23 protein-coding genes are annotated in these 20488 nt (G+C 68.2%); 8 read left to right on the top strand and 15 right to left on the bottom strand.

The features are described from left to right. A partial coding sequence (locus tag ACE3O8_RS04290) for an ATP-dependent metallopeptidase FtsH/Yme1/Tma family protein (protein ID WP_374387144.1) occupies positions 1–1215 on the top strand: 1215 nt, incomplete at its 5' end. A gap of 38 nt (positions 1216–1253) precedes the next feature. On the opposite strand, the gene ACE3O8_RS04295 is transcribed toward ACE3O8_RS04290, so the two are convergent. Then, positions 1254–2450, bottom strand: a complete 1197-nt coding sequence (locus tag ACE3O8_RS04295) for an NAD(P)/FAD-dependent oxidoreductase (protein WP_374387146.1) — start codon at positions 2448–2450, stop codon at positions 1254–1256. Between the two features lie 92 nt (positions 2451–2542). On the opposite strand from ACE3O8_RS04295, the gene ACE3O8_RS04300 reads away from it, so the two are divergent. The 3 genes from ACE3O8_RS04300 to ACE3O8_RS04310 all read left to right on the top strand — a co-directional run bounded on the left by ACE3O8_RS04300 (position 2543) and on the right by ACE3O8_RS04310 (position 5616). Further along, positions 2543–3472 carry an alpha/beta hydrolase gene (locus tag ACE3O8_RS04300; protein WP_374387148.1) on the top strand — a complete coding sequence of 310 codons (930 nt, stop codon included), beginning with the start codon at positions 2543–2545 and terminating at the stop codon, positions 3470–3472. Next, complete coding sequence (locus ACE3O8_RS04305) at positions 3469–4980, top strand: acetyl-CoA acetyltransferase (RefSeq protein ID WP_374387150.1); 1512 nt, start codon at positions 3469–3471, stop codon at positions 4978–4980. The genes ACE3O8_RS04300 and ACE3O8_RS04305 overlap by 4 nt, the downstream gene beginning before the upstream one ends. Positions 4981–5415: 435 nt before the next feature. Further along, on the top strand, positions 5416–5616 hold the full coding sequence (locus ACE3O8_RS04310; RefSeq protein ID WP_374387152.1) for a hypothetical protein: 201 nt from the start codon (positions 5416–5418) through the stop codon (positions 5614–5616). A 206-nt stretch (positions 5617–5822) separates the two neighbouring features. On the opposite strand, the gene ACE3O8_RS04315 is transcribed toward ACE3O8_RS04310, so the two are convergent. The 5 genes from ACE3O8_RS04315 to ACE3O8_RS04335 are packed head-to-tail and all read right to left on the bottom strand — an operon-like array spanning position 5823 to position 10138. After that, a complete protein-coding gene (locus tag ACE3O8_RS04315; protein ID WP_374387154.1) occupies positions 5823–6287 on the bottom strand; it encodes a YbjN domain-containing protein in 465 nt (154 codons plus the stop codon). 52 nt (positions 6288–6339) lie between these two features. After that, positions 6340–6837 (bottom strand): YbjN domain-containing protein, encoded by a 498-nt coding sequence (locus ACE3O8_RS04320; RefSeq protein ID WP_374387156.1) that lies wholly within the window; start codon positions 6835–6837, stop codon positions 6340–6342. Further along, a complete protein-coding gene (locus tag ACE3O8_RS04325; RefSeq protein WP_374387158.1) occupies positions 6819–7268 on the bottom strand; it encodes a DNA polymerase III subunit chi in 450 nt (149 codons plus the stop codon). Before ACE3O8_RS04325 ends, ACE3O8_RS04320 begins: the two co-directional genes overlap by 19 nt. Position 7269: 1 nt before the next feature. Further along, a complete protein-coding gene (locus ACE3O8_RS04330) occupies positions 7270–8778 on the bottom strand; it encodes a leucyl aminopeptidase (RefSeq protein ID WP_374387160.1) in 1509 nt (502 codons plus the stop codon). A gap of 16 nt (positions 8779–8794) precedes the next feature. After that, positions 8795–10138: a dihydroorotase gene (locus ACE3O8_RS04335; RefSeq protein ID WP_374387162.1), complete on the bottom strand. Its 1344-nt coding sequence runs from the start codon at positions 10136–10138 to the stop codon at positions 8795–8797. Positions 10139–10173: 35 nt separating this feature from the next. On the opposite strand from ACE3O8_RS04335, the gene ACE3O8_RS04340 reads away from it, so the two are divergent. Then, a complete protein-coding gene (locus ACE3O8_RS04340) occupies positions 10174–10953 on the top strand; it encodes a folate-binding protein YgfZ (protein WP_374387164.1) in 780 nt (259 codons plus the stop codon). Between the two features lie 4 nt (positions 10954–10957). Here the strand turns inward: ACE3O8_RS04340 and ACE3O8_RS04345 are convergent, their stop codons facing one another. Then, positions 10958–11836, bottom strand: a complete 879-nt coding sequence (locus ACE3O8_RS04345; protein ID WP_374387166.1) for a CoA ester lyase — start codon at positions 11834–11836, stop codon at positions 10958–10960. An 80-nt stretch (positions 11837–11916) separates the two neighbouring features. Here ACE3O8_RS04345 and ACE3O8_RS04350 point away from each other — a divergent pair, with 80 nt between their 5' ends. Beyond that, positions 11917–12876: an SPFH domain-containing protein gene (locus ACE3O8_RS04350; RefSeq protein WP_374387168.1), complete on the top strand. Its 960-nt coding sequence runs from the start codon at positions 11917–11919 to the stop codon at positions 12874–12876. After that, complete coding sequence (locus ACE3O8_RS04355) at positions 12873–13325, top strand: NfeD family protein (protein WP_374387170.1); 453 nt, start codon at positions 12873–12875, stop codon at positions 13323–13325. Before ACE3O8_RS04350 ends, ACE3O8_RS04355 begins: the two co-directional genes overlap by 4 nt. On the opposite strand, the gene ACE3O8_RS04360 is transcribed toward ACE3O8_RS04355, so the two are convergent. Genes ACE3O8_RS04360 through argH form a run of 5 tightly spaced genes read right to left on the bottom strand, consistent with a single transcriptional unit; the run spans position 13314 to position 17972 of the window. After that, positions 13314–14075 (bottom strand): NAD(P)-dependent oxidoreductase, encoded by a 762-nt coding sequence (locus ACE3O8_RS04360; RefSeq protein WP_374387172.1) that lies wholly within the window; start codon positions 14073–14075, stop codon positions 13314–13316. The genes ACE3O8_RS04355 and ACE3O8_RS04360 overlap by 12 nt on opposite strands. After that, positions 14075–14944, bottom strand: a complete 870-nt coding sequence (locus ACE3O8_RS04365) for a UTP--glucose-1-phosphate uridylyltransferase (RefSeq protein WP_374387174.1) — start codon at positions 14942–14944, stop codon at positions 14075–14077. The genes ACE3O8_RS04360 and ACE3O8_RS04365 overlap by 1 nt, the downstream gene beginning before the upstream one ends. 30 nt (positions 14945–14974) lie before the next feature. Further along, positions 14975–16237, bottom strand: coding sequence for a diaminopimelate decarboxylase (gene lysA, locus ACE3O8_RS04370; RefSeq protein ID WP_374387176.1), 1263 nt, complete (start codon positions 16235–16237; stop codon positions 14975–14977). Further along, positions 16237–16605 (bottom strand): hypothetical protein, encoded by a 369-nt coding sequence (locus ACE3O8_RS04375; RefSeq protein WP_374387178.1) that lies wholly within the window; start codon positions 16603–16605, stop codon positions 16237–16239. Before ACE3O8_RS04375 ends, lysA begins: the two co-directional genes overlap by 1 nt. After that, a complete protein-coding gene (gene argH, locus ACE3O8_RS04380; RefSeq protein ID WP_374387210.1) occupies positions 16596–17972 on the bottom strand; it encodes an argininosuccinate lyase in 1377 nt (458 codons plus the stop codon). The genes ACE3O8_RS04375 and argH overlap by 10 nt, the downstream gene beginning before the upstream one ends. A gap of 52 nt (positions 17973–18024) precedes the next feature. Here argH and ACE3O8_RS04385 point away from each other — a divergent pair, with 52 nt between their 5' ends. Then, complete coding sequence (locus ACE3O8_RS04385; protein ID WP_374387180.1) at positions 18025–18600, top strand: TlpA family protein disulfide reductase; 576 nt, start codon at positions 18025–18027, stop codon at positions 18598–18600. A gap of 29 nt (positions 18601–18629) precedes the next feature. Here ACE3O8_RS04385 and ACE3O8_RS04390 read toward each other — a convergent pair whose 3' ends face one another. From ACE3O8_RS04390 to ACE3O8_RS04400, 3 genes are read right to left on the bottom strand one after another with little or no spacing between them, the layout of a single operon-like run. Continuing rightward, the gene (locus tag ACE3O8_RS04390; protein WP_374387182.1) at positions 18630–19001 is read right to left on the bottom strand and encodes a hypothetical protein; all 372 of its coding nucleotides are present in this window, start codon (positions 18999–19001) and stop codon (positions 18630–18632) included. Then, a complete protein-coding gene (locus ACE3O8_RS04395) occupies positions 18998–19342 on the bottom strand; it encodes a hypothetical protein (protein WP_374387184.1) in 345 nt (114 codons plus the stop codon). The genes ACE3O8_RS04390 and ACE3O8_RS04395 overlap by 4 nt, the downstream gene beginning before the upstream one ends. After that, positions 19339–20475, bottom strand: coding sequence for a hypothetical protein (locus ACE3O8_RS04400; protein ID WP_374387186.1), 1137 nt, complete (start codon positions 20473–20475; stop codon positions 19339–19341). Before ACE3O8_RS04400 ends, ACE3O8_RS04395 begins: the two co-directional genes overlap by 4 nt. Positions 20476–20488 lie beyond the last annotated feature (13 nt).

Below are 20488 nucleotides of genomic sequence, written 5' to 3' on the forward strand. Positions count from 1 at the left end.
GTGCGCGACATGTTCGAACAGGCGAAGAAGAACGCGCCCTGCATCATCTTCATCGATGAAATCGACGCCGTCGGCCGCCATCGCGGCGCCGGCCTCGGCGGCGGCAACGACGAGCGCGAGCAGACGCTGAACCAGCTGCTGGTCGAGATGGACGGCTTCGATGCCAACGAAGGCATCATCATCGTCGCCGCCACCAACCGCCCCGACGTGCTGGATCCGGCGCTGCTGCGCCCCGGCCGCTTCGACCGCCAGATCACCGTGGGCCGCCCCGACATCGAGGGCCGGGTCCGCATCCTGCAGGTTCACATGCGCAAGGTGCCGCTCGCGCCCGACGTCGATGCCCGTGTCATCGCGCGCGGCACGCCCGGCTTCTCCGGCGCCGATCTCGCCAACCTCGTGAACGAGGCGGCGCTGCTCGCGGCCCGCCGCTCCAAGCGCCTCGTCGGCATGGCCGAGTTCGAGGATGCGAAGGACAAGGTCATGATGGGCGTGGAGCGCAAGTCCATGGTCATGACCGAGGACGAGAAGAAGCTGACCGCCTATCACGAGGCCGGCCATGCCGTCGTCTCCCTGCACGAGGCCGCCTCGGATCCGATCCACAAGGCCACCATCATCCCGCGCGGCCGCGCGCTGGGCATGGTGATGCGCCTGCCGGAACGCGACAGCTACAGCTTCCACCGCGACAAGATGTACGCCAACCTCTCCGTCGCGATGGGCGGCCGCGTTGCCGAGGAACTCATCTTCGGCCACGACAAGGTCACGTCGGGCGCCAGCGGCGACATCCAGATGGCCACCAACCTCGCCAAGGCGATGGTCACCCAATGGGGCATGTCGGACAAGCTCGGGCCGCTCCTCTATGTGGAAAACCAGGAGGAAGTGTTCCTGGGCCATTCGGTCAGCCGGCAGCAGAATGTCTCGGAAAAAACGGCCGAGATGATCGACGCCGAAGTGAAGCGGCTGGTGCTGGAAGGCTATGAAAAAGCCCGCCAGATCCTCACCGACAACGCCGGCGAGCTCGAGGCCGTGGCCCAGGCGCTGCTGGAATATGAAACCCTGTCCGGCGACGAGATCGTGAAGGTGATCAAGGGCGAACAGATCGACCGCCCCGACACCGCCGACAAGCTGCCCCCGCTCGGCACGGGCGGCGTTTCCGGCCTGCCCAAGGCCGGCCGCCGCCGCGACGGCGGGCTGGGCGGGGTGGCCCCGCAGGCCTGAACCAATGGCGTTCGGGGCGGCGCCCGCCGCCCCGGCCGTCATTCGCCCAATCGTGCGGCCACCGCCTCCCCGGCCGCAAAGCCGCTGGCCCAGGCCCACTGGAAATTATATCCACCCAGCCAGCCGGTCACGTCCACCGCCTCGCCGATGCAGAAAAGGCCCGGCACCCGCTTCGCCTCCATCGTGCGCTGCGAAAGCCCGTCGGTCGCGATCCCGCCCACCGTCACTTCGGCCTTGGCAAACCCCTCCGTTCCATCCGGCCGGAAGGTCCAGTCGCGCAGCCGCCGCTCCGCCTCGGCCAGCGCCATATCCTTCGCCGCGTGCAGTTCGCCCACGCCCAGCCGCTCCGCCAGCACATCGGCCAGCCGTTGCGGCAGCAGGCCCGCCAGCACCCCGCGCAGCACCGCCTTCGGCCGCTCCCGCTTGGCCGCCGTCAGCCAGCCCGGCGCCGCATCGGGCAGGAAATCCACGCCGATCGCCTCCCCCGGCTGCCAGTAAGAGGAAATCTGCAGGATCGCCGGCCCCGAAAGCCCCCGGTGGGTGAACAGCGCGGCTTCCCGGAAGGCCGCCTTCCCGGCCCGCGCCACCACCCCGGTCGCCACGCCGGAAAGCTCGCGGAACAGCGCCTCCCCAGCGGGCAGCGTCAGCGGCACCAGCGCCGGGCGCGGCTGCACGATCCTCAGTCCGAACTGCCGCGCCAGCCCATAGCCGAAATCGCTCGCCCCCAGCTTGGGGATGGAGGGGCCGCCGGTTGCCAGCACCAGCGCGGGCGCCGCCATCTCGCGCCCGCCCACCGCCACCCGGAACCGCCCGTCCGCATGGGTCACATCCGTCACCGGCTGCCCCAGCGCAAAGGCCACGCCGCCCGCCGCGCATTCGTCCAGCAGCAGCGCCACGATCTGGCGGGCGGACCCGTCGCAGAACAATTGCCCCAGCGTCTTTTCATGCCAGGCGATGCCGTGGCGATCGACCAGGTCGATGAAGTCCTGCGGTCTGTATCGCCCCAGCGCGCTCTTCGCGAAATGCGGGTTGCCAGAAAGATAGCGGTCCGCGGCCGCCCCCACATTGGTGAAATTGCACCGGCCGCCACCCGAAATCAGGATCTTCCGCCCCACCTCCGGCGCATGATCCACCAGCAGCACGCGCGCCCCGCGCTGGCCCGCCACGGCCGCGCACATCAGCCCGGCCGCCCCGCCGCCCAGGATGATCGCATCAAGCTCCGCCGTCTCGTTCATCCATCGCCCCTAGCGCGTCGCCCCCGCCCGAAAAAGCGCTAGCTGCACAGCCGCCCGCCGGGGGCTAGGCCGGCGCAGAGGGAGACGCGCCGATGGAACTCGATCCGATCATCGCCCAGATGCTGGAACTGGGCAAAGGCCAGCCCGCGCTGCAAACGCTGTCCGTGGCAGAGGCCCGCGCCGGCATGGCCCTGCGGGTGGAAGCGGTGCGGCCCTTCGCCCCCGTCGCGGTCGACACACAGGATCTTTCGATTCCCACCAAAGCCGGCCCGCTGCCCGTCCGCCTCTACACCCCGCACGGCGCGCAGCATCCCTTGCCCACGCTCGTCTGGCTGCACGGCGGCGGCTGGGTGCTCGGCTCCATCGAAACGCATGACAATGTCTGCCGCTTTCTCAGCACGCATGGCCCGCTGCTTGTGATCAGCGTGGATTATCGCCTCGCGCCAGAGGCGAAGGCCCCCGCGCAGCAGCAGGATGCCGCCGCCGCCCTGCACTGGGCCGCCGCCAACGCCGCGGCCCACGGCGGGGATCCCGCGCGCCTCCTCGTCGGCGGGGACAGCGCCGGCGGCAACCTCGCCGCCCTCGCGGCGCTCGCCACCCGCGCCGACGGCCCGGCGCTGGCGGGCCAGCTCCTCGTCTATCCCGTCACCGATTTCCCGGCCGACGCCCACGCCAGCTATGCCGAGAATGCCGAATTCGGCCTCTCGCGCGAAGCGATGGAATGGTTCTGGGCGCACTGGCTGCCCGACACCTCCGCGCCAGACGCGACGACGGCGCCCCTGCGCGCGGCCGATCTTTCCGGCCTGCCGCCCGCCTATGTCATCACCGCCAGCCATGATGTGCTGCGCGATGAGGGGCTGGCCTATGCCGGCCGCCTGCATGCCGCCGGTGTCGAAACCGTCCATGATCATGTGGACGGCACGATCCACGGCTTCTTCTCGATGGGCGGCCTCGCCCCGATCGCCACCGAAACCCTGAACCGCGCCGCCCGCTGGGCGGCATCAACAAAGGCTGTTGCATGAGCATCGATCCCCGCACCCCCGTCCTTGTCGGCCTCGCGCAGAGCGTCGATCGCACTTCGGAACCGGGGCAGGGCCTGTCCCCGCAGGACATGATGGCCGCCGTTGCCCGCGCGGCCATTGCGGACAGCGGCGCAACAGGCGTGGAAGCCGTGATCGACTGCGTGACGGTGGTGCGCCTGTTCCAGGATTCCGGCTTCGGCGCGCCGTTTGGCAAGCAGAACAACCTGCCCTGGGCCGTGGCCCGCCGCATCGGCGCCGCGCCGAAGCGCAGCCTCTATGGCCCGGTGGGCGGCAACTCGCCGCAGATGCTGGTGAACCATTTCGCCGAGCTGATCACGCAAGGGGCCAATGATGTGGTGCTGCTGACGGGCTGCGAACCGCTGCGCACGCAGGCCCGCGCTCAGAAGGCCGGGCTGAAGCTGGACTGGGCAGAGGAAAGCCCGGAAGCCGCCGAGCAGTGGCCGGAAAAGACCACTTACGCCACGCCGCACGAAATGCAGCACGGCATCGCCCTGCCGGTCAACATCTACCCGTTGTTCGAAAACGCCCTGGGCGCGCACTATGGCCGCGATCCCGTCAGCCACCGCAAGGCCATCGGGCAGTTGATGGCCCGCTTCACTGAGGTCGCCGCCGCCAACCCCTATGCCCAGCTGCCCGTCGCCCGCACGGCAGACGAGATCATCACGCCCGAAGGCGACAACCGCTACATCGGCTATCCCTATACCAAATATCTGAACGCCAACATGTTTGTCGATCAGGCCGCCGCCCTGCTGCTGATGAGCACGGAAGCAGCCGACCGGCTCGGTGTTCCCGCCGGCAAGCGCGTCTATCTGCACGGCAACGCCGACACGCATGAGAAGATCCTCGTCAGCGAGCGGGTGAATTATCATTCGTCTCCGGCGGTGCGCATCGGCGCGGCGCATGCGCTGAAGCAGGCCGGCATCACGCCCGCCGATCTGGCGCACATGGATATCTACAGCTGCTTTTCCAGCGCGGTGGAAATCGCGGCGGATGAAATCGGCATCGCGCAGGATGATCCCCGCGGCCTCACGCTCACGGGCGGGCTCCCCTATTTCGGCGGGCCGGGCAACAACTACAGCATGCACGGCATTGCCGAAGTGGCGGCCCGCTGCCGCGCCAACCCCGGCAGCTTCGGCCTCGTCTTCGCGAACGGCGGCTATCTCACCAAGCACAGCTTCGGCGTGTGGAGCACCACGCCAAAGGCCTATGCGCGCACCGATCCCGCCAGCTACCAGGCCGGAATCGACACCATGCCCAGCCCCGCCTTCACCGAGAAGCCCGAAGGCGAGGGCAGCATCGAAACCTTCACGGTGGTCCACATGAAGGGCGAACCGGCCTTCGCCCTGCTGATCGGCCGCCTGGCAGACGGAACCCGCTTCCTCGCCCAGATCCACGACAATCCCGGCAGCCTGATCGACGTGCCCGTCATCGGCCGAAAGGTGCGCGTGACGCCGACCGACACGGTGAACATCGCCACGCTTTCCTGATCCATTCACGAATCATCCAAGAACTGCTCACGCCACCAAAATGCCGTGCAGGGCGTGGTGATACGAGATGATTAGGGGCAATCTAAGAGTATGCGAGTAAAATCCATCGCCGCCCACCTTCAGCCTTACAAGATGCTCCGAAGCCGTCGGACAACGATCAATCATATGTTCGCGGCTGCGATTGCACCTCACGACTCATATGATGAGGCGCGCGTCCGCCAGGCCGTAATTTTGCTGGGCAACGACCCCGATAGTGACCTTTCCTGTGCATATTGCGGAAATCCTGCGGACACATGGGATCATGTATTTGCCACAGTGAAGAATAGTAGATTCAGCGGTTATGGCCATAGGCTGGGCAATTTGCTGCCTTGCTGTAAGACTTGCAACTCTAGGAAGGGAAACAAATCTTGGGAAATTCATCTTTCTAGTCTTCCTATGGAAAAAGACGAGCGGAATCGACGTGAAAAGACGATATCTCTGTACCTGCAGACTTATCTACTCATCGACGATGAGGTCGAGAGCTCTGACGACAGCCAGCGTCTCGAATTGATTCGCGCTCAGGTTCTTGCACTGATTTCAGAAGGTGATGAAATCGCGAGCCGGATTCGAGAACGGGCGGCGACAGCGCGCTATTAGAATCATGCGTATTGCCCAATCCTGTTATTGAAGGAAGTGCAGTCGAGTTTCCCGGGGGCGATGCCGGAATGGTCTTTTATTTGAATCCGTTGGCCGCGTGGAACATTCCCTACAAACCCTACAGGAATTGACCTTAAGTCATTGATTCCAAAGTGTAGGGAAATGTTCCACGTGGAACAACCAATATGGTAGTCGACTGAAACGGGCTACTTGGCAGCGGCCTTGGCTTCGTCCAGCAGGCGGTCCAGCTTGTTCAGCTGCTCCTCATAGATGTCGACAGCCTGCGCAAACGCGTCGCCGCTGATCCCGGCGGTTCCGCTCGGCAGGTCGTAGTAGAGCCATGGGTCGCGCTCTTCATCGAGGGAGAGCTGGCTGAAGCGATACTGTTTGTTGAAGTTGTTCACCTGTTCCAGGCTGAGCTTGGTGTCGCTGGCGATCCCCACCTGAAACTGGAAAGAGGTGCAGTCCGCGCCCTTTTCGCAGCCATAGAAGTAGAGCCCCGCGTTGAAGCCGCCCAGCCCGGTTTCGATCTTCGGGTCGCCCTGCTTGTCTTTCGTCAGCTTGGCGCGATAACCAAGCTGGTTCAGATAACGGGCAACTCCGGCCGGATCGCTGGCCTTCAGCATCGTCGTGCCCGGCAGATCCTGAGCCCCCGCCGGAGCGGCAATCATCAAAAGGGCCGATATCGCTGCATACGCCTTCATACCTGTCTCCCACTCCGCCTTACTTCTTCGCCGCATTTTCCGCGGCCTTCACCATCTCCACCAGCGCGGTGGCCTGCTGGTCGAACAGGCGAAAACTGTCTGCAAAGGCCGCAACCGAAACGCCCGGCTTCATCATCGACAGGTCATAGGCCAGAATCGGGTCGCCGTCCTCGTCCAGGCTCAGCGTCGCGAAGCGCTTTTCCTGGTTGAAGGCGTTCACCTGCGCCAGCGTCAGCTTGTGCACGGTGCCGATCCCCACCTGCAGCCGGATGCCCAGGCAATCGGATCCATCCTCCATGCAGTCGAAAAACCAGATCCGGCCCGGATATCCGGCAAAGCCGGTGGCGATGCTGGGGTCGCCCGCCTCGTCGGTCTCCAGAAGGCCGGGGCGGCCCAGCTGGCGCACGACTTCCGCGACTTTCGCCGGCTGGGCCGCCGTCAGCAGCGCCGTTTCGGGCACGTCCGCCGCGGCCGGGGCCGCCAGCAGGGCCAGCGCGATCAGCCCCGCTTTTCCCATCCGCCCCTCTCGGTCTGCTGCCAGTAGCTGCGCGTCAGCCCGTCGCGGGCCGACAGCGCCTTCCAGTCCCTGCGCGCCCGCTCATGCGCGGGGCTGCCGTCCTCGAACAGGTTCAGCACCCGGTCGAACCCGTCCATCTCGCCGGGCACGCCGGCTTCAAGCGAAAGCAGCAGCCTCGCCCCGTTCGCGGGCGTCACCGTTTCCGACAGCAGGATAGGCTGCTCTGCATCGTCTGCGCCGCCCGCGAGGCCGTGCGGCAGGAAACTGTCCGGCAGCAGGGTCCACAGCGCCTTGTCCAGCGCCGCCAGCCGATCGGCCGGGCCGATCACCAGCAGCCGCTGGCCGCCCTCCATCGCCTTGGCGGACAGGCGCACGGCCACCTCCGCCGCGGGCGCGCGGGTGCAGTGATAAAAGCCGATGTCCAGCGGCAACTCAGCCCTCGAAATGGTCGGAAATCAGCTTGTCCACCAGCCGCACGCCGAACCCGGTTGCGCCCTTGTCGTGCAGCGCGCCGGCCTTCGGCCGCCACACCGCGCCCGCGATGTCGACATGCGCCCATTCCACGCCGTCGTCCACGAAGCGCTGAAGGAACTGCGCCGCCGTGATCGATCCGCCCTCGCGCGGGCCCAGATTCTTCATGTCCGCGACGGGGCTGTCGATCAGCTGGTCATAATGGCCGCCCTTTTCCGAAAGCGGCTGGCGCCACACCAGATCGTTCACAGCCTTGCCCGACGACTCGATCTTGCCCCACAGCGCGTCGGAATTGCTGAACACGCCGGCATAATGATGCGCGAGGCTGATGATGATCGCCCCCGTCAGCGTGGCGAAGTCCAGCATCACCTTCGGCTTGTACTGGCGCTGGGTCCAGGTGAAGCAGTCGTTCAGCACCAGCCGCCCTTCGGCGTCGGTGTTCAGCACTTCCACTGTCTGGCCGCTCATGCTCGTCACGATGTCGCCGGGGCGCTGGGCGTTGCCGTCGGGCATGTTTTCGACAAGGCCGCACACGCCGACCACCCGCGCCTTCGCCTTGCGGCCCGCCAGCGCCACCATCATCCCGGCCACCGCGCCCGCGCCGCCCATGTCCCACTTCATGTCTTCCATGCCGGCGCCCGGCTTCAGCGAAATACCGCCGGTATCAAAGGTCACGCCCTTGCCCACCAGCGCGACCGGAACCGCCTTCTCGTCGCCGGTGCCGTTCCAGTCCATCGCCAGCAGCCGGGCCGGGCGGACAGAGCCTTGCGCCACGCCCAGCATCGATCCGGCGCCCAGCTTCGCCAGCTCCTTCTCGTCCAGCACCGTCACCTTCACGCCCAGCGGCTCCACCTTGGCCTTCACCCGGGCGACGAAGCTTTCGGGATAGATGATGTTGCCCGGCTCGGTGATCAGCTCCTTCGCAAAGGCGACCCCGGCGGCGACTGCGGCCAGCCGCTCGGCCAGCGGCTTCGCGCTGGCGGCCGCGCCGATCAGGGTCAGCTTCGCAAGCTTGCCCTTCTGCTCGTCCTTCAGCTTCGTGCGATAGGTGTCGAAGCGCCAGTTCCTGAGATCCACGCCATGGGCGAAATGCGCGGCCGCCACATCGGTGCCGACGGCAAGGTCCGCGATTCCCGTGAAGTCCGCCGCCAGTTCGGCATCCGTCGTCTGCACTTTGGCCGCGATTTCCCCGCCCAGATCTTCGAAGGTGCGGGCGTCGGCCTTCGCGCCTTCGCCGATCCCGGCCAGCAGCACCCGCGATGCGGAAACGCCTGCGGGGGCCAGAACCTCCAGAACCTTGCCCTTCTTGCCGGTGAAGTTCGCGGCCTTCATGGCGCGGCCCAGCTGCCCGCCGCCGGCCTTGTCCACGGCTTCGGCACCCGCGGTGAACTGCCCGCCTTCGCCCACGAACAGCACAAGCGCGGCGGCGCTTTTTTCGTCCCGCGATGCGGCGAATGTCACGCTGGTCATCTCAATCTCCCCGGTTTCACTGCTCTCGCAGGGTTTCTTCGAACTGGAATGGCACGCCGGCGGGCGCGGCCGCCAGCTGATTTTCCCACATGGCGGCCACGCCGCGCAGCACCGTGCCCACCGGCCGGCCCGTCATCCGCATCCCCGTGAAGGGGGACCAGCCGCAACGGCTCGCCAGCCAGTTGTCTTCGATGGTCCACTGCGCCTTCAGGTCCACGATGGTGAAATCCGCATCATAGCCCACCGCGATCCGGCCTTTGCCGATCAGCCCAAACAGCCGCTGCGGGCCGGACGCCATCAGGTCCACCAGCCGCGCCAGTGTCAGCCGGCCTTCGGCCACATGGGTCAGCATCAGAGGCACGATCGTCTGCACGCCGGGCATGCCGGACGGGCTTTCGGGATAGGACTTCGCCTTTTCGTCCAGCGTGTGCGGGGCGTGATCGGATCCCAGCACATCGGGCACGCCCTGACCCAGCCAGTGCCACAGCCCGTCCACATGCCACTGGCTGCGGATCGGCGGGTTCATCTGGGCGTGGGTGCCAAGGCGGGGATAGGCCTCTTCCCCGGCGAGCGTGAGGTGCTGGGGCGTCACCTCGCAGGATGCTATATCTTTGTGTTTGCTGAGATATCCCAGTTCCTGCGGGGTGGTGACATGCAGGATGTGCACCCGCCGCCGGGCTGCCCGCGCGGCGTTGACCGCCCGCTTCGTCGCCAGCAATGCGCTTTCATCGTCGCGCCAGACGGGGTGGCTGGACGGATCGCCTGCGATGCGTTCCCCCATGCGGTCGCGCATGCGGAACTCGTCTTCGCAATGGATGGCGACGCGGCGGGTGCCATGCTTCAGCACGTTCAGCAGATTCGCGTCATCCGCCACCAGCAGGTCGCCGGTGGAGGCGCCCATGAAGATCTTCACGCCGCAGCAGCCGGGCAGCCGTTCCAGGTCTGCCATATGGGCCGCATTGTCGGCGGTGGCGCCCATGTAGAAGGCATGATCGGTCCACATGCGGCCCTTCGCGCGGGCGACCTTGCCGGCCATCGCCTCTGCCGTGTCCGTCAGCGGCTTGGTGTTGGGCATCTCGAACAGGCCCGTCACCCCGCCCAGCACCGCCGCGCGGGAGCCAGATTCCAGATCTTCCTTGTGCTCCAGCCCCGGCTCGCGGAAATGCACCTGGGTGTCGATCAGGCCGGGCAGGATCATCAGGCCGGCGCAGTCGCGCGTTTTGCCCGCCGAACCCTGCCCGCGCGGCAGGATGGCGGCCACCTTGCCGCCCGTCACGCCGATGTCCGCCTCGACCGGGCCGCCCGGCGTCCACACGGTTCCGTTGGTCCACAGGCTGTCGAAGGTTGAAGCGCTTGCCATCCCCGCTATCTAGGACGGCGATGCCCCTGTGTCACATGATCAATCGCAAGATTCTGCGGCTTTCCGGCCCGGATGTCCGCCCCTTCCTGCAGGGGATGCTCACGCAGGATGTGGGCGCCCTGTCCGATGCGGCGCCGCTGTATGCCGGGCTGCTCAGCCCGCAGGGCAAGGCGTTGTTCCAGCTGTTCCTGTTCGCGGATGCGGACGATGTGCTGATCGACGTGGAGGCCGGGCAGGCCGACGCGCTGGCGAAGCGGCTGACGATGTTCCGGCTGCGCCGCCAGGTGGCGATTGCGCCGGAACCGGGGTTGAAGATCTTCCAGCAATGGGGGGAGCCGGGCAATGATCCGCGCACTGCGCTGGCCGGCAGCCGCTTCCTCGCGGCGGAGGCCGCCGCCGACGCGACGATGGCGGACTGGCACGCCCACCGGCTGCCGCTGGGGCTGCCCGAGGCGGACGAGATCGGGTCCGACGAGTTGCTGTGGCTGGAAACCAACGCCCGCGAACTGAACGGGGTGAGCTTCACCAAGGGCTGCTACACGGGGCAGGAAAACACCGCCCGGATGCACCACCGCGACAAGCTGCGGAAACGGCTGCTGCCGCTGCGGCTGACAGGGCCGGCAGCGGCCGACGCGCAGGTGATGGCGGGCGAGCGCGTGGCCGGCGAGCTGCGCGGGGCACGGCATGTGTCGCCCGATGGGTCGGGCGACCGGCAGATGGCGATCTTCCGGATGGACTATCTGGATCATCCGCTGACGGTGGCGGGCGCGCCAGCCACCCTGATCGTGCCGGGCTGGCTTCCGGCCGGGGACTGAGCCGCTACTCCACCGCGGCTTCCACCACCTTCGCCGCCAGCCCGCCCATCTCGCCCACCAGTTCGGCGATCTTCAGCGTGCGCTCGGCTTCCAGCACATGCAGCACCTCCACCATCTTGCCCTTGAAGGTGGCGACGGCCTTGCCTTCTGCCATGGCCAGCCGGTGGGCGTCGATCAGGCCTTTCGCATGCGCCACCTCTTCGCTGCTGGGGGCGAACAGGCGGTTCACCGTGTCCAACTGGCCGGGGTGGATGCACGTCTTGCCGTCGAAGCCCCATTCCACCGCCTGCCGCGTTTCCAGGGCCAGCCCGGCCTCGTCGCCGATGCCGGTGAAGACGCCGTCGAACGCCAGCTTGCCAGAGGCGCGGGCGGCCAGCACGATGCGGCTGGCGGCATATATCAGCGGCAGCCGATCCGGGCCGGGCTTTGCGCGCAGATCCTTCGTCAGGTCTGCGAAGCCAGCCACCAGCGCGGCCACGCCCGGCACATCGGCGATGGCGTCCACCCGCTGCACCGCGCGCGGGGTTTCCACCATCGCGAACACCGGCTTGCCGCCCGCCAGCGCCACGGCCCGCGCGGCCTCTTCCGGGCCGTCCACCTTGGGCACCACCACGAAGGCTGCGTTCGAGGCGGCGACGGCGGCGAAATCCGCCTCTACCCAGGGGGTGCCGAACCCGTTCACGCGGATGCCCGCTTCGCGGGCGCCGAACCCGGTGACGACGGCCGCCACGGCAGCGTCGCGCGCGGCGGGCTTCATGTCGGGCGCAACGGCGTCCTCAAGATCCAGCATCACCACGTCGGCCGGAAGGTCGCGCGCCTTTTCGATCGCCCGCGCGTTGGAAGCGGGCAGGTAGAGCAGCGTGCGTCTTGGCCGGTAATCCATCCGAAAATCCTTCTGCTCTTTCCTGCGGCGCGAATTCCGAACAATATCGCCCGGACCCTCTCATCTGAAAGGCCGTTGCGTTGGGAACTCTCATTTTCGCCCTGATCCTTGTGGCGCTGGCGGTGCTGGCGCTGATCAGCTCGGTCACGATCGTCCGGCAGGGCTATGAATATACGCTGGAGCGGCTGGGGAAATACACGACCACGCTGCAGCCCGGCTTTTCCCTCATCATCCCCTTCGTGGACCGGGTGGGGCAGAAGATGAACATGATGGAGCAGGTGCTGCCCATCCCCACGCAGGAGATCATCACCCGCGACAATGCGCTGGTGTCCGTGGACGGCGTGGTGTTCTTCCAGGTGCTGGACGCCGCGAAGGCCGCCTATGAGGTTTCCAACCTGACCGCCGCCGTGACGGCGCTGACCCAGACCAACCTGCGCACGGTGATGGGCAGCCTGGACCTGGATGAAAGCCTGTCCAAGCGGGACGAGATCAATGCCCGGCTGCTGACCGTGATCGACCATGCCACCGCCCCCTGGGGCATCAAGGTGACGCGGGTGGAAGTGAAGGACATCCAGCCCCCGCGCGACATCCAGGACGCGATGGCGCGGCAGATGAAGGCGGAGCGGGAAAAGCGCGCCGTGACGCTGGAAGCGGAGGGCCAGCGCGCCTCTGCCATCCTGCGCGCCGAGGGGGAAAAGCAGGCGCAGATCCTGGAGGCGGAGGGCCGGCGCGAGGCCGCCTTCCGCGACGCCGAGGCGCGCGAGCGCGGGGCGGAAGCCGAAGCCGCCGCGACGCGGATGGTTTCGGACGCGATCGCCAAGGGCGACCTGCAGGCAGTGAACTATTTCATCGCGCAGAAATATGTGGATGCGCTGGGCCAGTTCGCCGGCTCGCCCAACGCCAAGACGATCTTCATGCCGCTTGAAGCCTCGAACATCATCGGATCGGTGGGCGGAATCGCGGAGCTGATGAAGACGGTGAATGCGGAGGCGCCGCAGAAGCCGCGCGGCCGCAGCGCGCTGAACCCCGGTGGCGAATGAAGGACGCGATCCTCTCCTTCCTGTTTTCGCCCTGGGGCTGGCTGTCGGTGGCGGCCATCGCCGCCGGGCTCGAGATCCTGCTGCCCGGCGCCTATATGATCTGGCTGGCGGCGGCCGCCGCCGCCACCGCTGCGACCGCGCTGGTGCTGAACATGACGCCGGAGGGGCAGCTGGCTGCCTTCGCGATCTGGATTGCGATGTCGCTCGTCGCCTCGCGCCAGCTGAAGCGGGTGCGGCCGATCGCCAGCGACGATCCGGCGCTCAACCGCCCCACGGCGCGCCTGCTGGGGCAGACGGCGATCGTGACCCAGGCGATTGCGGGCGGGCGCGGCCGGGTGAAGCTGGGCGATGGCGAGTGGATCGCGGAAGGGCCTGACGCCGAGGCCGGGGCACGCGTGCGGATCGAAGGCGCGGACGGCGCGATCCTGAAGGTGCGGCTAGAGGGTTAGGAGGACGATCCGGCCCGCGGCGTCTGCCGGCGCTTCGGTGCCGACGCGCCGCGCCGCGTCGCGCCGCACCAGCGCCAGCACATCTGCGGGAATGCCGGGCGCGTGGATCACCAGATCGGCCTGCGCGAGCAGGCGAAGCTGGCGCAGGGTGAGGCCGTCGGCGCCGTCCGGGGGGATCTGCACCTTGTCGACCCGGTTCGCGGCTTCGCCGGCGCCGGCGAGGGCAGCCGTGATCGCCGCCATGGGATCGGGTTGCGGAACCAGCGGATCAAGCGGGCCGCCGGGCGCGAGCGCGCGTGCCCAGAAGGCGCGGCGCGCCGGCACGTCGGCATGGATGGCGGCAACGGCCGCGCGTGCCTGCCGGATCGCCGCTGCCACCGGGCCGAGCGAGGGCGGCAGCCATTGTTCCAGCCGTTCCTTCAGGGCCTTGGCGAGGCTGGCGGATGCCCCGCCCGTGCCGACGGCGAGGAGGACGGGCGAGCGATCGACGATCGCGGGCACGGTGAAATCGCACGACGCCGGCTGGTCCACGACATTCACCAGCAGACCGGCTGCGCGCAGGGCGGCGGCTGCCTCTTCCGCGCCCTCCGTCAGCGCCACGAAAGCGAGGCGCACATCCGGCCCGGCTTCGCGGACGACGATGCCGCCCGATTCCGTGACCAGCCGCGCCTTTGCTTCTGCCGCTTCGCCTTCGCCCAGCACCAGCACCGGCCGGCCCGACAGGCGATGGAACAGCGGCAGCGCCTCCATCAGAGGTTGCTGTCCATCCAGGCCCGGACCGCCGGGCCGATATCCGGCCGTTCCAGCGCCAGCGCGATATTGGCGGTGATGTGCCCGGCCTTGTCGCCGCAATCGAATCGGGCGCCCGAATAGGTGTGGGCATGGAAGGGCTGGCGGCCGATCAGCTGGGCGAGCGCATCCGTGAGCTGGATTTCCCCGCCCGCGCCGCGCTTTCCTTCGGACAGGATCGCCATGCATTCCGGCTCGATCAGGTAGCGGCCGACGGCGGCGAGGCGCGAGGGCGCAGTGCCCTGCTTCGGCTTTTCCACGAAGCCCTTCACCTGCGTCAGCGAACCGGACGAGGCGCCCGGATCGACGATGCCGTAGCGGTGCGTTTCGTCCTCCGGCACCTCGACCACCGCGATGACGGTTCCGCCCACCTCGTTGCGGGCGCGCACCATCTGCGCGAGGCAGGGATCTGCCGGGTTCCACAGAAGTTCATCGGGCAGCAGCACGGCGAAGGGCTCGTCGCCGGTGATGTGGCGCGCGCACCAGACGGCATGGCCGAGGCCCGCCGGTTCCTGCTGGCGCACATAGGCGATGTTGCCGGGCGTCAGCTGGGTGCCATCAAGGACGGCGAGTTCGGCGGACTTGCCGCGTTCCTTCAGCGTGGCGACCAGTTCGCCGGCGATGTCGAAATAATCCTCCAGCGCGGACTTTCCGCGCGCCGTCACGAAGATCATCTGCTCGATCCCGGCGGCAAGCGCTTCGTCCACCGCATATTGCAGCAGCGGCTTGTCCACAACGGGCAGCATTTCCTTTGGAACCGCCTTGGTGGCGGGCAGGAAGCGGGTGCCCATGCCGCCGACCGGAAAGACTGCCTTCTTCACTGGCTTCATGCCATCATTCTCCCTGTTTGCCCCGATTGGTCAGAGCCAGTCCGGCACCCGGTCCAGCTCCAGCATCTCCTCGATCGTCTGCCGTTTCCGGATGACAAAATGACGATCGCCATCCACCAGAACCTCAGGCACCAGCGGCCGGCTGTTGTAGGTGGAGGCCATTGTTGCCCCATAGGCCCCCGCCGTCATCAGGCAGATGAGATCGCCTTCATGGACGGGCGTGATGGCGCGATCCTCTGCGAACATGTCGCCGGTTTCGCACACCGGGCCGACGATCGTCGCCACCATTTCGCCCGGCCGGGGGCGGACCGCCCGGATATCATGATAGACGCCGTAAAGGGTGGGGCGGATGAGGTCGTTCATGGCGGCGTCCAGCACCACGAAGGACTTGGTCGCGCCCGTCTTCACGGTGATCACCTCGGCCAGCAGCACGCCCGCATTGCCGGCGATCAGGCGGCCGGGTTCGAACATCAGCTGGACACCCCATCCCTTCGTGACGCGGGCGACCATCGCGCCATAGTCCGCCGGCGAGGGCGGGGGCGGCAGCTTTGGATCATAGGGGATGCCGAGCCCGCCGCCCAGATCGACGCGGGTGACAGTGAGGCCCGCCGCGCGGAGGCGGCTGACGAGCTCGCCGAGCTTTACATAGGCGGCCTCGAGTGGGGCGAGATCGAACAGCTGGCTGCCGATATGGGCGGCGATGCCGACGGGGCGGATGCCGGGCAGGGCGGCGGCCTCTGCATAGAGCGCCTCGATCCGGTCCAGCGGGACGCCGAACTTGTTTTCGGCCTTGCCGGTGGAGATCTTGGCGAGGGTTCGGGCATCCACGTCCGGGTTCACGCGGATGGCAATGTCGGCCGTCTTGCCCAGGGCGGACGCGACGGCGGAGAGGCGGCGGAGCTCGCCCTCGCTTTCGACGTTGAGCTGGAGGATGCCGGCCGCGAGTGCGGCCTGCATTTCATCGGACGTCTTGCCGACGCCGGAAAAGACGATGCGGTCCGCCGGGATGCCGGCGGCCAGCGCGCGGCGCATTTCGCCAACGGAGACGACGTCGGCGCCGAGGCCTTCCTGCCCCAGCAGTTTCAGCACCGCGACATTGGGGTTGGCCTTCACCGCGAAGGCGACGAGGGGCGGTTGATCCAGCCCGGCGAGCGCCTGGCGGAACACCTGCGCATGGCGGCGCAGCGTGGCGGCGGAATAGATGTAGGCGGGGGTGCCGACGTCGCGCGCGATGGCCGAAAGCGCGACCCCTTCGGCGTGCATCTCGCCGCCCTTCAGCTCGAAGAAGTCCATCAGTTCTCCGGCGATGTGGGCGTGGCGGATGGGGTGGCGGGCGGCACCGGCAGCGGGCGGCTCTGCTCCGGCGCTTCCTCGCCGGGGAAGGGCACCACGCGGGAAGCCTGCGTGCCTTCGGGCGGCAGGCTGAAGGGATCGTCGCGACGGACTTCCAGCTTCACCGTCAGATCGTCGACGCGAAGCGGCCGGGCGTCTGCCGCGACGGTCAGGCCTTCGGCCACCATGCGCTTCTCTTCGGCCCGGGCCTGCTTCTGCTGTTCGCGCGAGAGGGCCGGGTCGGGCGGCTCCAGCCGGGTGACGGGCCCCTTGTAGCCGCAGGCGGGCAGCAGCAGCACGGCGGCCAGCAGGATCGGTTTCAGCTCCATTGCGGAATCTCCCGCAGGGCGGCGTCGGCTGCCGCCTTCACCCGTTCCGGCGCGGTGCCGCCCAGGCTGGTGCGGCTGGAGACGCTGGCCTCCACGCTGAGGACATCGAACACGCGGGCGTCGATCCGGGGATCGACCGCCTGCAGGTCCGCGAGGGTGAGCCCGTCGAGCATCACGCCCTTGTCCTCGGCGGCCTTCACGGCGCGGCCGGTGATGTGATGGGCATCCCGGAAGGGGACGCCGGCTTCGCGGACGAGCCAGTCGGCAAGGTCTGTCGCGGTGGAGAAGCCGCTGGCCGCCGCCGCGCGCATGCGGGCGGGCACGAAGCGGATCGTTTCCATCATCCCGGCCATGGCGGCGAGGCTGAGTTCCAGAAGGTCGTGCGCCTCGAAAACCGGCTCCTTGTCGTCCTGCATGTCCTTTGAATAGGCGAGCGGCAGGCCCTTCATCGTGACCATCAGGCCCGTCATCAGGCCGAGGATGCGCCCGGAATGGCCGCGCACCAGTTCGGCGGCGTCGGGGTTCTTCTTTTGCGGCATGATCGACGATCCGGTGGACCATTGGTCGGGCAGCTTCACCCAGCCGAAGGGCTGGCTGGCCCACAGGATGATTTCCTCGGCCAGCCGCGACAGGTGCAGCGCGCATTGCGTGGCGCTGGTGAGATATTCGAGGGCGAAATCCCGATCGGACACGCTGTCGAGCGAGTTTGCGGTGGGCCGGTCGAAACCCAGCGCCTGCGCCGTGAAGGCGCGATCATTGGGGAAGCCGGTGCCCGCCAGTGCGGCGGCGCCCAGCGGACATTCGTTGAGGCGGGCGCGGGCATCGCGGAAGCGGCCGAAATCGCGCTTCAGCATTTCCACATAGGCCATCAGATGATGCCCCAGCGTGACGGGCTGCGCGACCTGGAGATGGGTGAAGCCGGGCATGACGGTGGCGTGATGTTCGAGCGCGCGGGCCGCCAGCACGCCTGCCAGCGTGCGGATCGCGGCCAGATGCCCGTCGATCGCGTCGCGCGTCCACAGGCGGAAATCGGTCGCCACCTGGTCGTTGCGGCTGCGCGCGGTGTGAAGGCGCCCGGCATCCGGCCCGACAATCTCCTTCAGCCGGGTCTCCACCGTCATGTGGATGTCTTCCAGCGCCAGGTCGACCGGCACGCCGCCTGCTTCATATTCGGCCTGAACCTGCTGCAGCCCGGTGGAAATCGCGTCTGCCGCCGCCTTGTCGATGATGCGCTGCCGGCCCAGCATCGCCACATGCGCCAGGGAGCCGCGGATGTCCTGACGCCACAGCCGCTTGTCGAAGGGGATGGAGGCATTTATCTCGGCCATGACGGCGGAAGGGCCGCCCTCGAACCGCCCGCCCCACAGCGCATTGGCGCCAGCCGGTGCAGCCGCGCCAGAGTCGTTGCCGGAGGTTGCCATGAAGCCCGTCTTTTCCCTTGCGATCATCCTGCTGCTGGCGGCCTGCCAGCCCCCGAGCCCTAAGGCGGAAGAGGGGAAGCCGCAACCCGCCGAAGGCGCGGCCCCTGCCCCGCAGGCGTCGCATGGCCGCTTCGACACCGCCTTTGCCGGCACCCCCGCGCCGGCGCTGGCGCTGGAAACCGGCCCCGACGGCAAGACGGAGACCATTGCCGACATCCTGAAGGCGAACCCCGGCCAGCCGGTTCTGGTGAACCTGTGGGCCACCTGGTGCGCGCCCTGCCTGAAGGAACTGCCCACACTGGACGCGCTTGCGGCGGCGACGAAGGGCCGGCTGGTGGTGGTGCCGGTGAGCCAGGACATGGAGGGATGGCGCGCCGTTACCCCGGCCTTCACGGCGGAAAAATACCCGAATCTTTCGACCCGGGTGGAATCGGGCATGCAGTTCGGCTTCCAGCTGAAGGCGCGGGGATTGCCGCTGACCATCCTGTATGGTGCGGACGGACGGGAAGTGTGGCGCTACGCGGGCGACCGGGACTGGATGGCGGCGGACACGCGCAAACAGCTGGGTGTCTGAGCGAGCCGGATGTTTGAGGGGGCCGGGCGTCAGCCGCGCCCGAGCCGCCAGGCGGCCCGGAGCTGGCTGCCGCCGACGAGCGCGGCGATGAGGAGGCCCGCCGGGATGGACGGCCATTCCCGATCCGTCCAGACGATCGCGAGCACCAGCGCCGCAAGCGGAGCGAGCGCCACGCCCGCGCGCTGCCAGCGGCTGCCCGCCTTCCGGCGCAGCAGCGCGACCCACTGGCCGATGGCGATCATCTGCCACAGCGCCCAGTAGAGCAGGGCGAGGACGGCAACGGCTTCACCGCCCTGCGGACCCGCGCCGGGCGTGAACGCCAGCGCATAGCGGACGAACCAGAGGACCGGCCACAGGAAGAGCGCCAGCGCCCCCAGCCACAGCTTGCGCCGCCGGCTCAATCGTCCACCCCGATCTCGGTGAAGCGCCAGCCGTCTGCCGTTTCGGCGAAGACGAAGATGGTGCCCTGGCAGAAGACCAGCCGGACCTCTTCGTCGGGCACGACGCGGGCCTTTGCGAAGCAGCTGCGCACGGCCGGATCGAACAGCTGCGGGACGGCGGCCCGGACGCCCCCGGTATCGAGCGACCGGCCCTGGAACAGGAAGGGCGTGCGCGTGGCGGCAGCGATGGCGGCCGCGTCGCCCGCGACGACGGCACGCTGGAACGGGGCGAAGAAGGCTTCGAAATCCCGGGCGGCGGCGGGGGCGGCCAGCAGCAGCAGGGACAGGAATGCACGCTTCATCCGCCGAACGCCTTCACGAAAGTGACGACGGGCCGCCATGTCCAGCCGGCGTCCCGCACGACACGGATCAGCGGCTGCTTCATGTCGTGCAGGTCGAATCGCCACTGGTGGCCGGCTTTCAGCTTCACCTCGCCATCCTCCACGAACAGGCCGATTTCCCGCCCGGCCTGATAGTCGAGGAAGCGGATGCCCCGGTCCACCTTCCAGTCGAGCCGGGCGCCATCGACGCCTGCGCCCCAGTGCAGCGTGGCGTGCCGATCCTGCGCGCGGACCGTGCGCGTGCCCGGATCCAGCCGCAGCACGATCCGGTGCGTGTCTTTCCGGCCATGGGCCTTCAGCAGATCCAGCCACTTCGCGTCATAATATTTCCAGTCCGCCTGCAGGTCGCCCGGTTCCGCCCCGCGCGCGACCGTGAAGGGCTGGTCCAGCGCGGCCAGCGCCATGAGCCGCCGTTCCAGTTCGGCGGCCGGAACGGGCGGCCGGCCGGCAGGCGGCGGCACGGCGGCGGCCCAGCTGGCCATGCGCGGGAAGAGGAAGGCCTGGAGCAGCACCCAGCCGCCGAGGAAGGCGAAGGCGAAACCGCGCTGGGCCGGGGTTGCCGTTTCCGGCGGCGGCTGGTTGGCGCGCGTGAGGGTCGCCACGGCGGCCAGCCGCGCGTCTGCCGTGCCCTTGTCCATCCCCAGCACGATCAGCGCCCGGCCCGGTTCCGCGAACAACCGGCCCTGCATCCCTTCGATGGTTTTCACATGGCCGTCGGGTGCGGTTTCCGAAACGCGGTAGTTTGCGGCGAGGGCGGCGCCCATGTCCCCCGGCCCGACTGCGGCTGCGGCGAGGCTGCCATCCGGGTTCACCGCCGCTGCCGCGGCCGTGGCGCCCGGCACCACGACGCGGGCATCGACGACGGGCCCCGCCGCGCCCAGCAGCCGGGCGGCATCGGTGAACCGGCCGCCGGAGACCGCCCATTCCGGCCCGTGCGCGGTGGCGGCGGCCTGCGGCGGCGAATCCAGCGAGCCGACCTGCTGCTGATAGAGCAGCAAAAGAAGGGCCGGCAGCGCCAGCATGAACAGGCCCATGTAGCCCAGATAGAAGGCGGCGATCCGCCCGCCGTTCACGCCGCCTGCGTCAGCCGCCATGCCGCACCCCCGA

It is taken from the genome of Sandaracinobacter sp. (genome assembly GCF_041909755.1).
GTDB lineage: Bacteria > Pseudomonadota > Alphaproteobacteria > Sphingomonadales > Sphingomonadaceae > Sandaracinobacteroides.

Coding starts and splice junctions, on each gene's coding strand:
- ACE3O8_RS04400 (WP_374387186.1), bottom strand. CDS start 20,475: ATGGCGGCTGACGCAGGCGGCGTGAACGGCGGGCGGATCGCCGCCTTC.
- ACE3O8_RS04335 (WP_374387162.1), bottom strand. CDS start 10,138: ATGGCAAGCGCTTCAACCTTCGACAGCCTGTGGACCAACGGAACCGTG.
- ACE3O8_RS04365 (WP_374387174.1), bottom strand. CDS start 14,944: ATGAAGCCAGTGAAGAAGGCAGTCTTTCCGGTCGGCGGCATGGGCACC.
- ACE3O8_RS04345 (WP_374387166.1), bottom strand. CDS start 11,836: ATGGATTACCGGCCAAGACGCACGCTGCTCTACCTGCCCGCTTCCAAC.
- ACE3O8_RS04360 (WP_374387172.1), bottom strand. CDS start 14,075: ATGGAGGCGCTGCCGCTGTTCCATCGCCTGTCGGGCCGGCCGGTGCTG.
- ACE3O8_RS04320 (WP_374387156.1), bottom strand. CDS start 6,837: ATGGGAAAAGCGGGGCTGATCGCGCTGGCCCTGCTGGCGGCCCCGGCC.
- ACE3O8_RS04310 (WP_374387152.1), top strand. CDS start 5,416: ATGGAAAAAGACGAGCGGAATCGACGTGAAAAGACGATATCTCTGTAC.
- ACE3O8_RS04330 (WP_374387160.1), bottom strand. CDS start 8,778: ATGACCAGCGTGACATTCGCCGCATCGCGGGACGAAAAAAGCGCCGCC.
- lysA (WP_374387176.1), bottom strand. CDS start 16,237: ATGGACTTCTTCGAGCTGAAGGGCGGCGAGATGCACGCCGAAGGGGTC.
- ACE3O8_RS04340 (WP_374387164.1), top strand. CDS start 10,174: ATGATCAATCGCAAGATTCTGCGGCTTTCCGGCCCGGATGTCCGCCCC.
- ACE3O8_RS04375 (WP_374387178.1), bottom strand. CDS start 16,605: ATGGAGCTGAAACCGATCCTGCTGGCCGCCGTGCTGCTGCTGCCCGCC.
- ACE3O8_RS04300 (WP_374387148.1), top strand. CDS start 2,543: ATGGAACTCGATCCGATCATCGCCCAGATGCTGGAACTGGGCAAAGGC.
- ACE3O8_RS04315 (WP_374387154.1), bottom strand. CDS start 6,287: ATGATTGCCGCTCCGGCGGGGGCTCAGGATCTGCCGGGCACGACGATG.
- ACE3O8_RS04355 (WP_374387170.1), top strand. CDS start 12,873: ATGAAGGACGCGATCCTCTCCTTCCTGTTTTCGCCCTGGGGCTGGCTG.
- ACE3O8_RS04395 (WP_374387184.1), bottom strand. CDS start 19,342: ATGAAGCGTGCATTCCTGTCCCTGCTGCTGCTGGCCGCCCCCGCCGCC.
- ACE3O8_RS04295 (WP_374387146.1), bottom strand. CDS start 2,450: ATGAACGAGACGGCGGAGCTTGATGCGATCATCCTGGGCGGCGGGGCG.
- ACE3O8_RS04385 (WP_374387180.1), top strand. CDS start 18,025: ATGAAGCCCGTCTTTTCCCTTGCGATCATCCTGCTGCTGGCGGCCTGC.
- ACE3O8_RS04305 (WP_374387150.1), top strand. CDS start 3,469: ATGAGCATCGATCCCCGCACCCCCGTCCTTGTCGGCCTCGCGCAGAGC.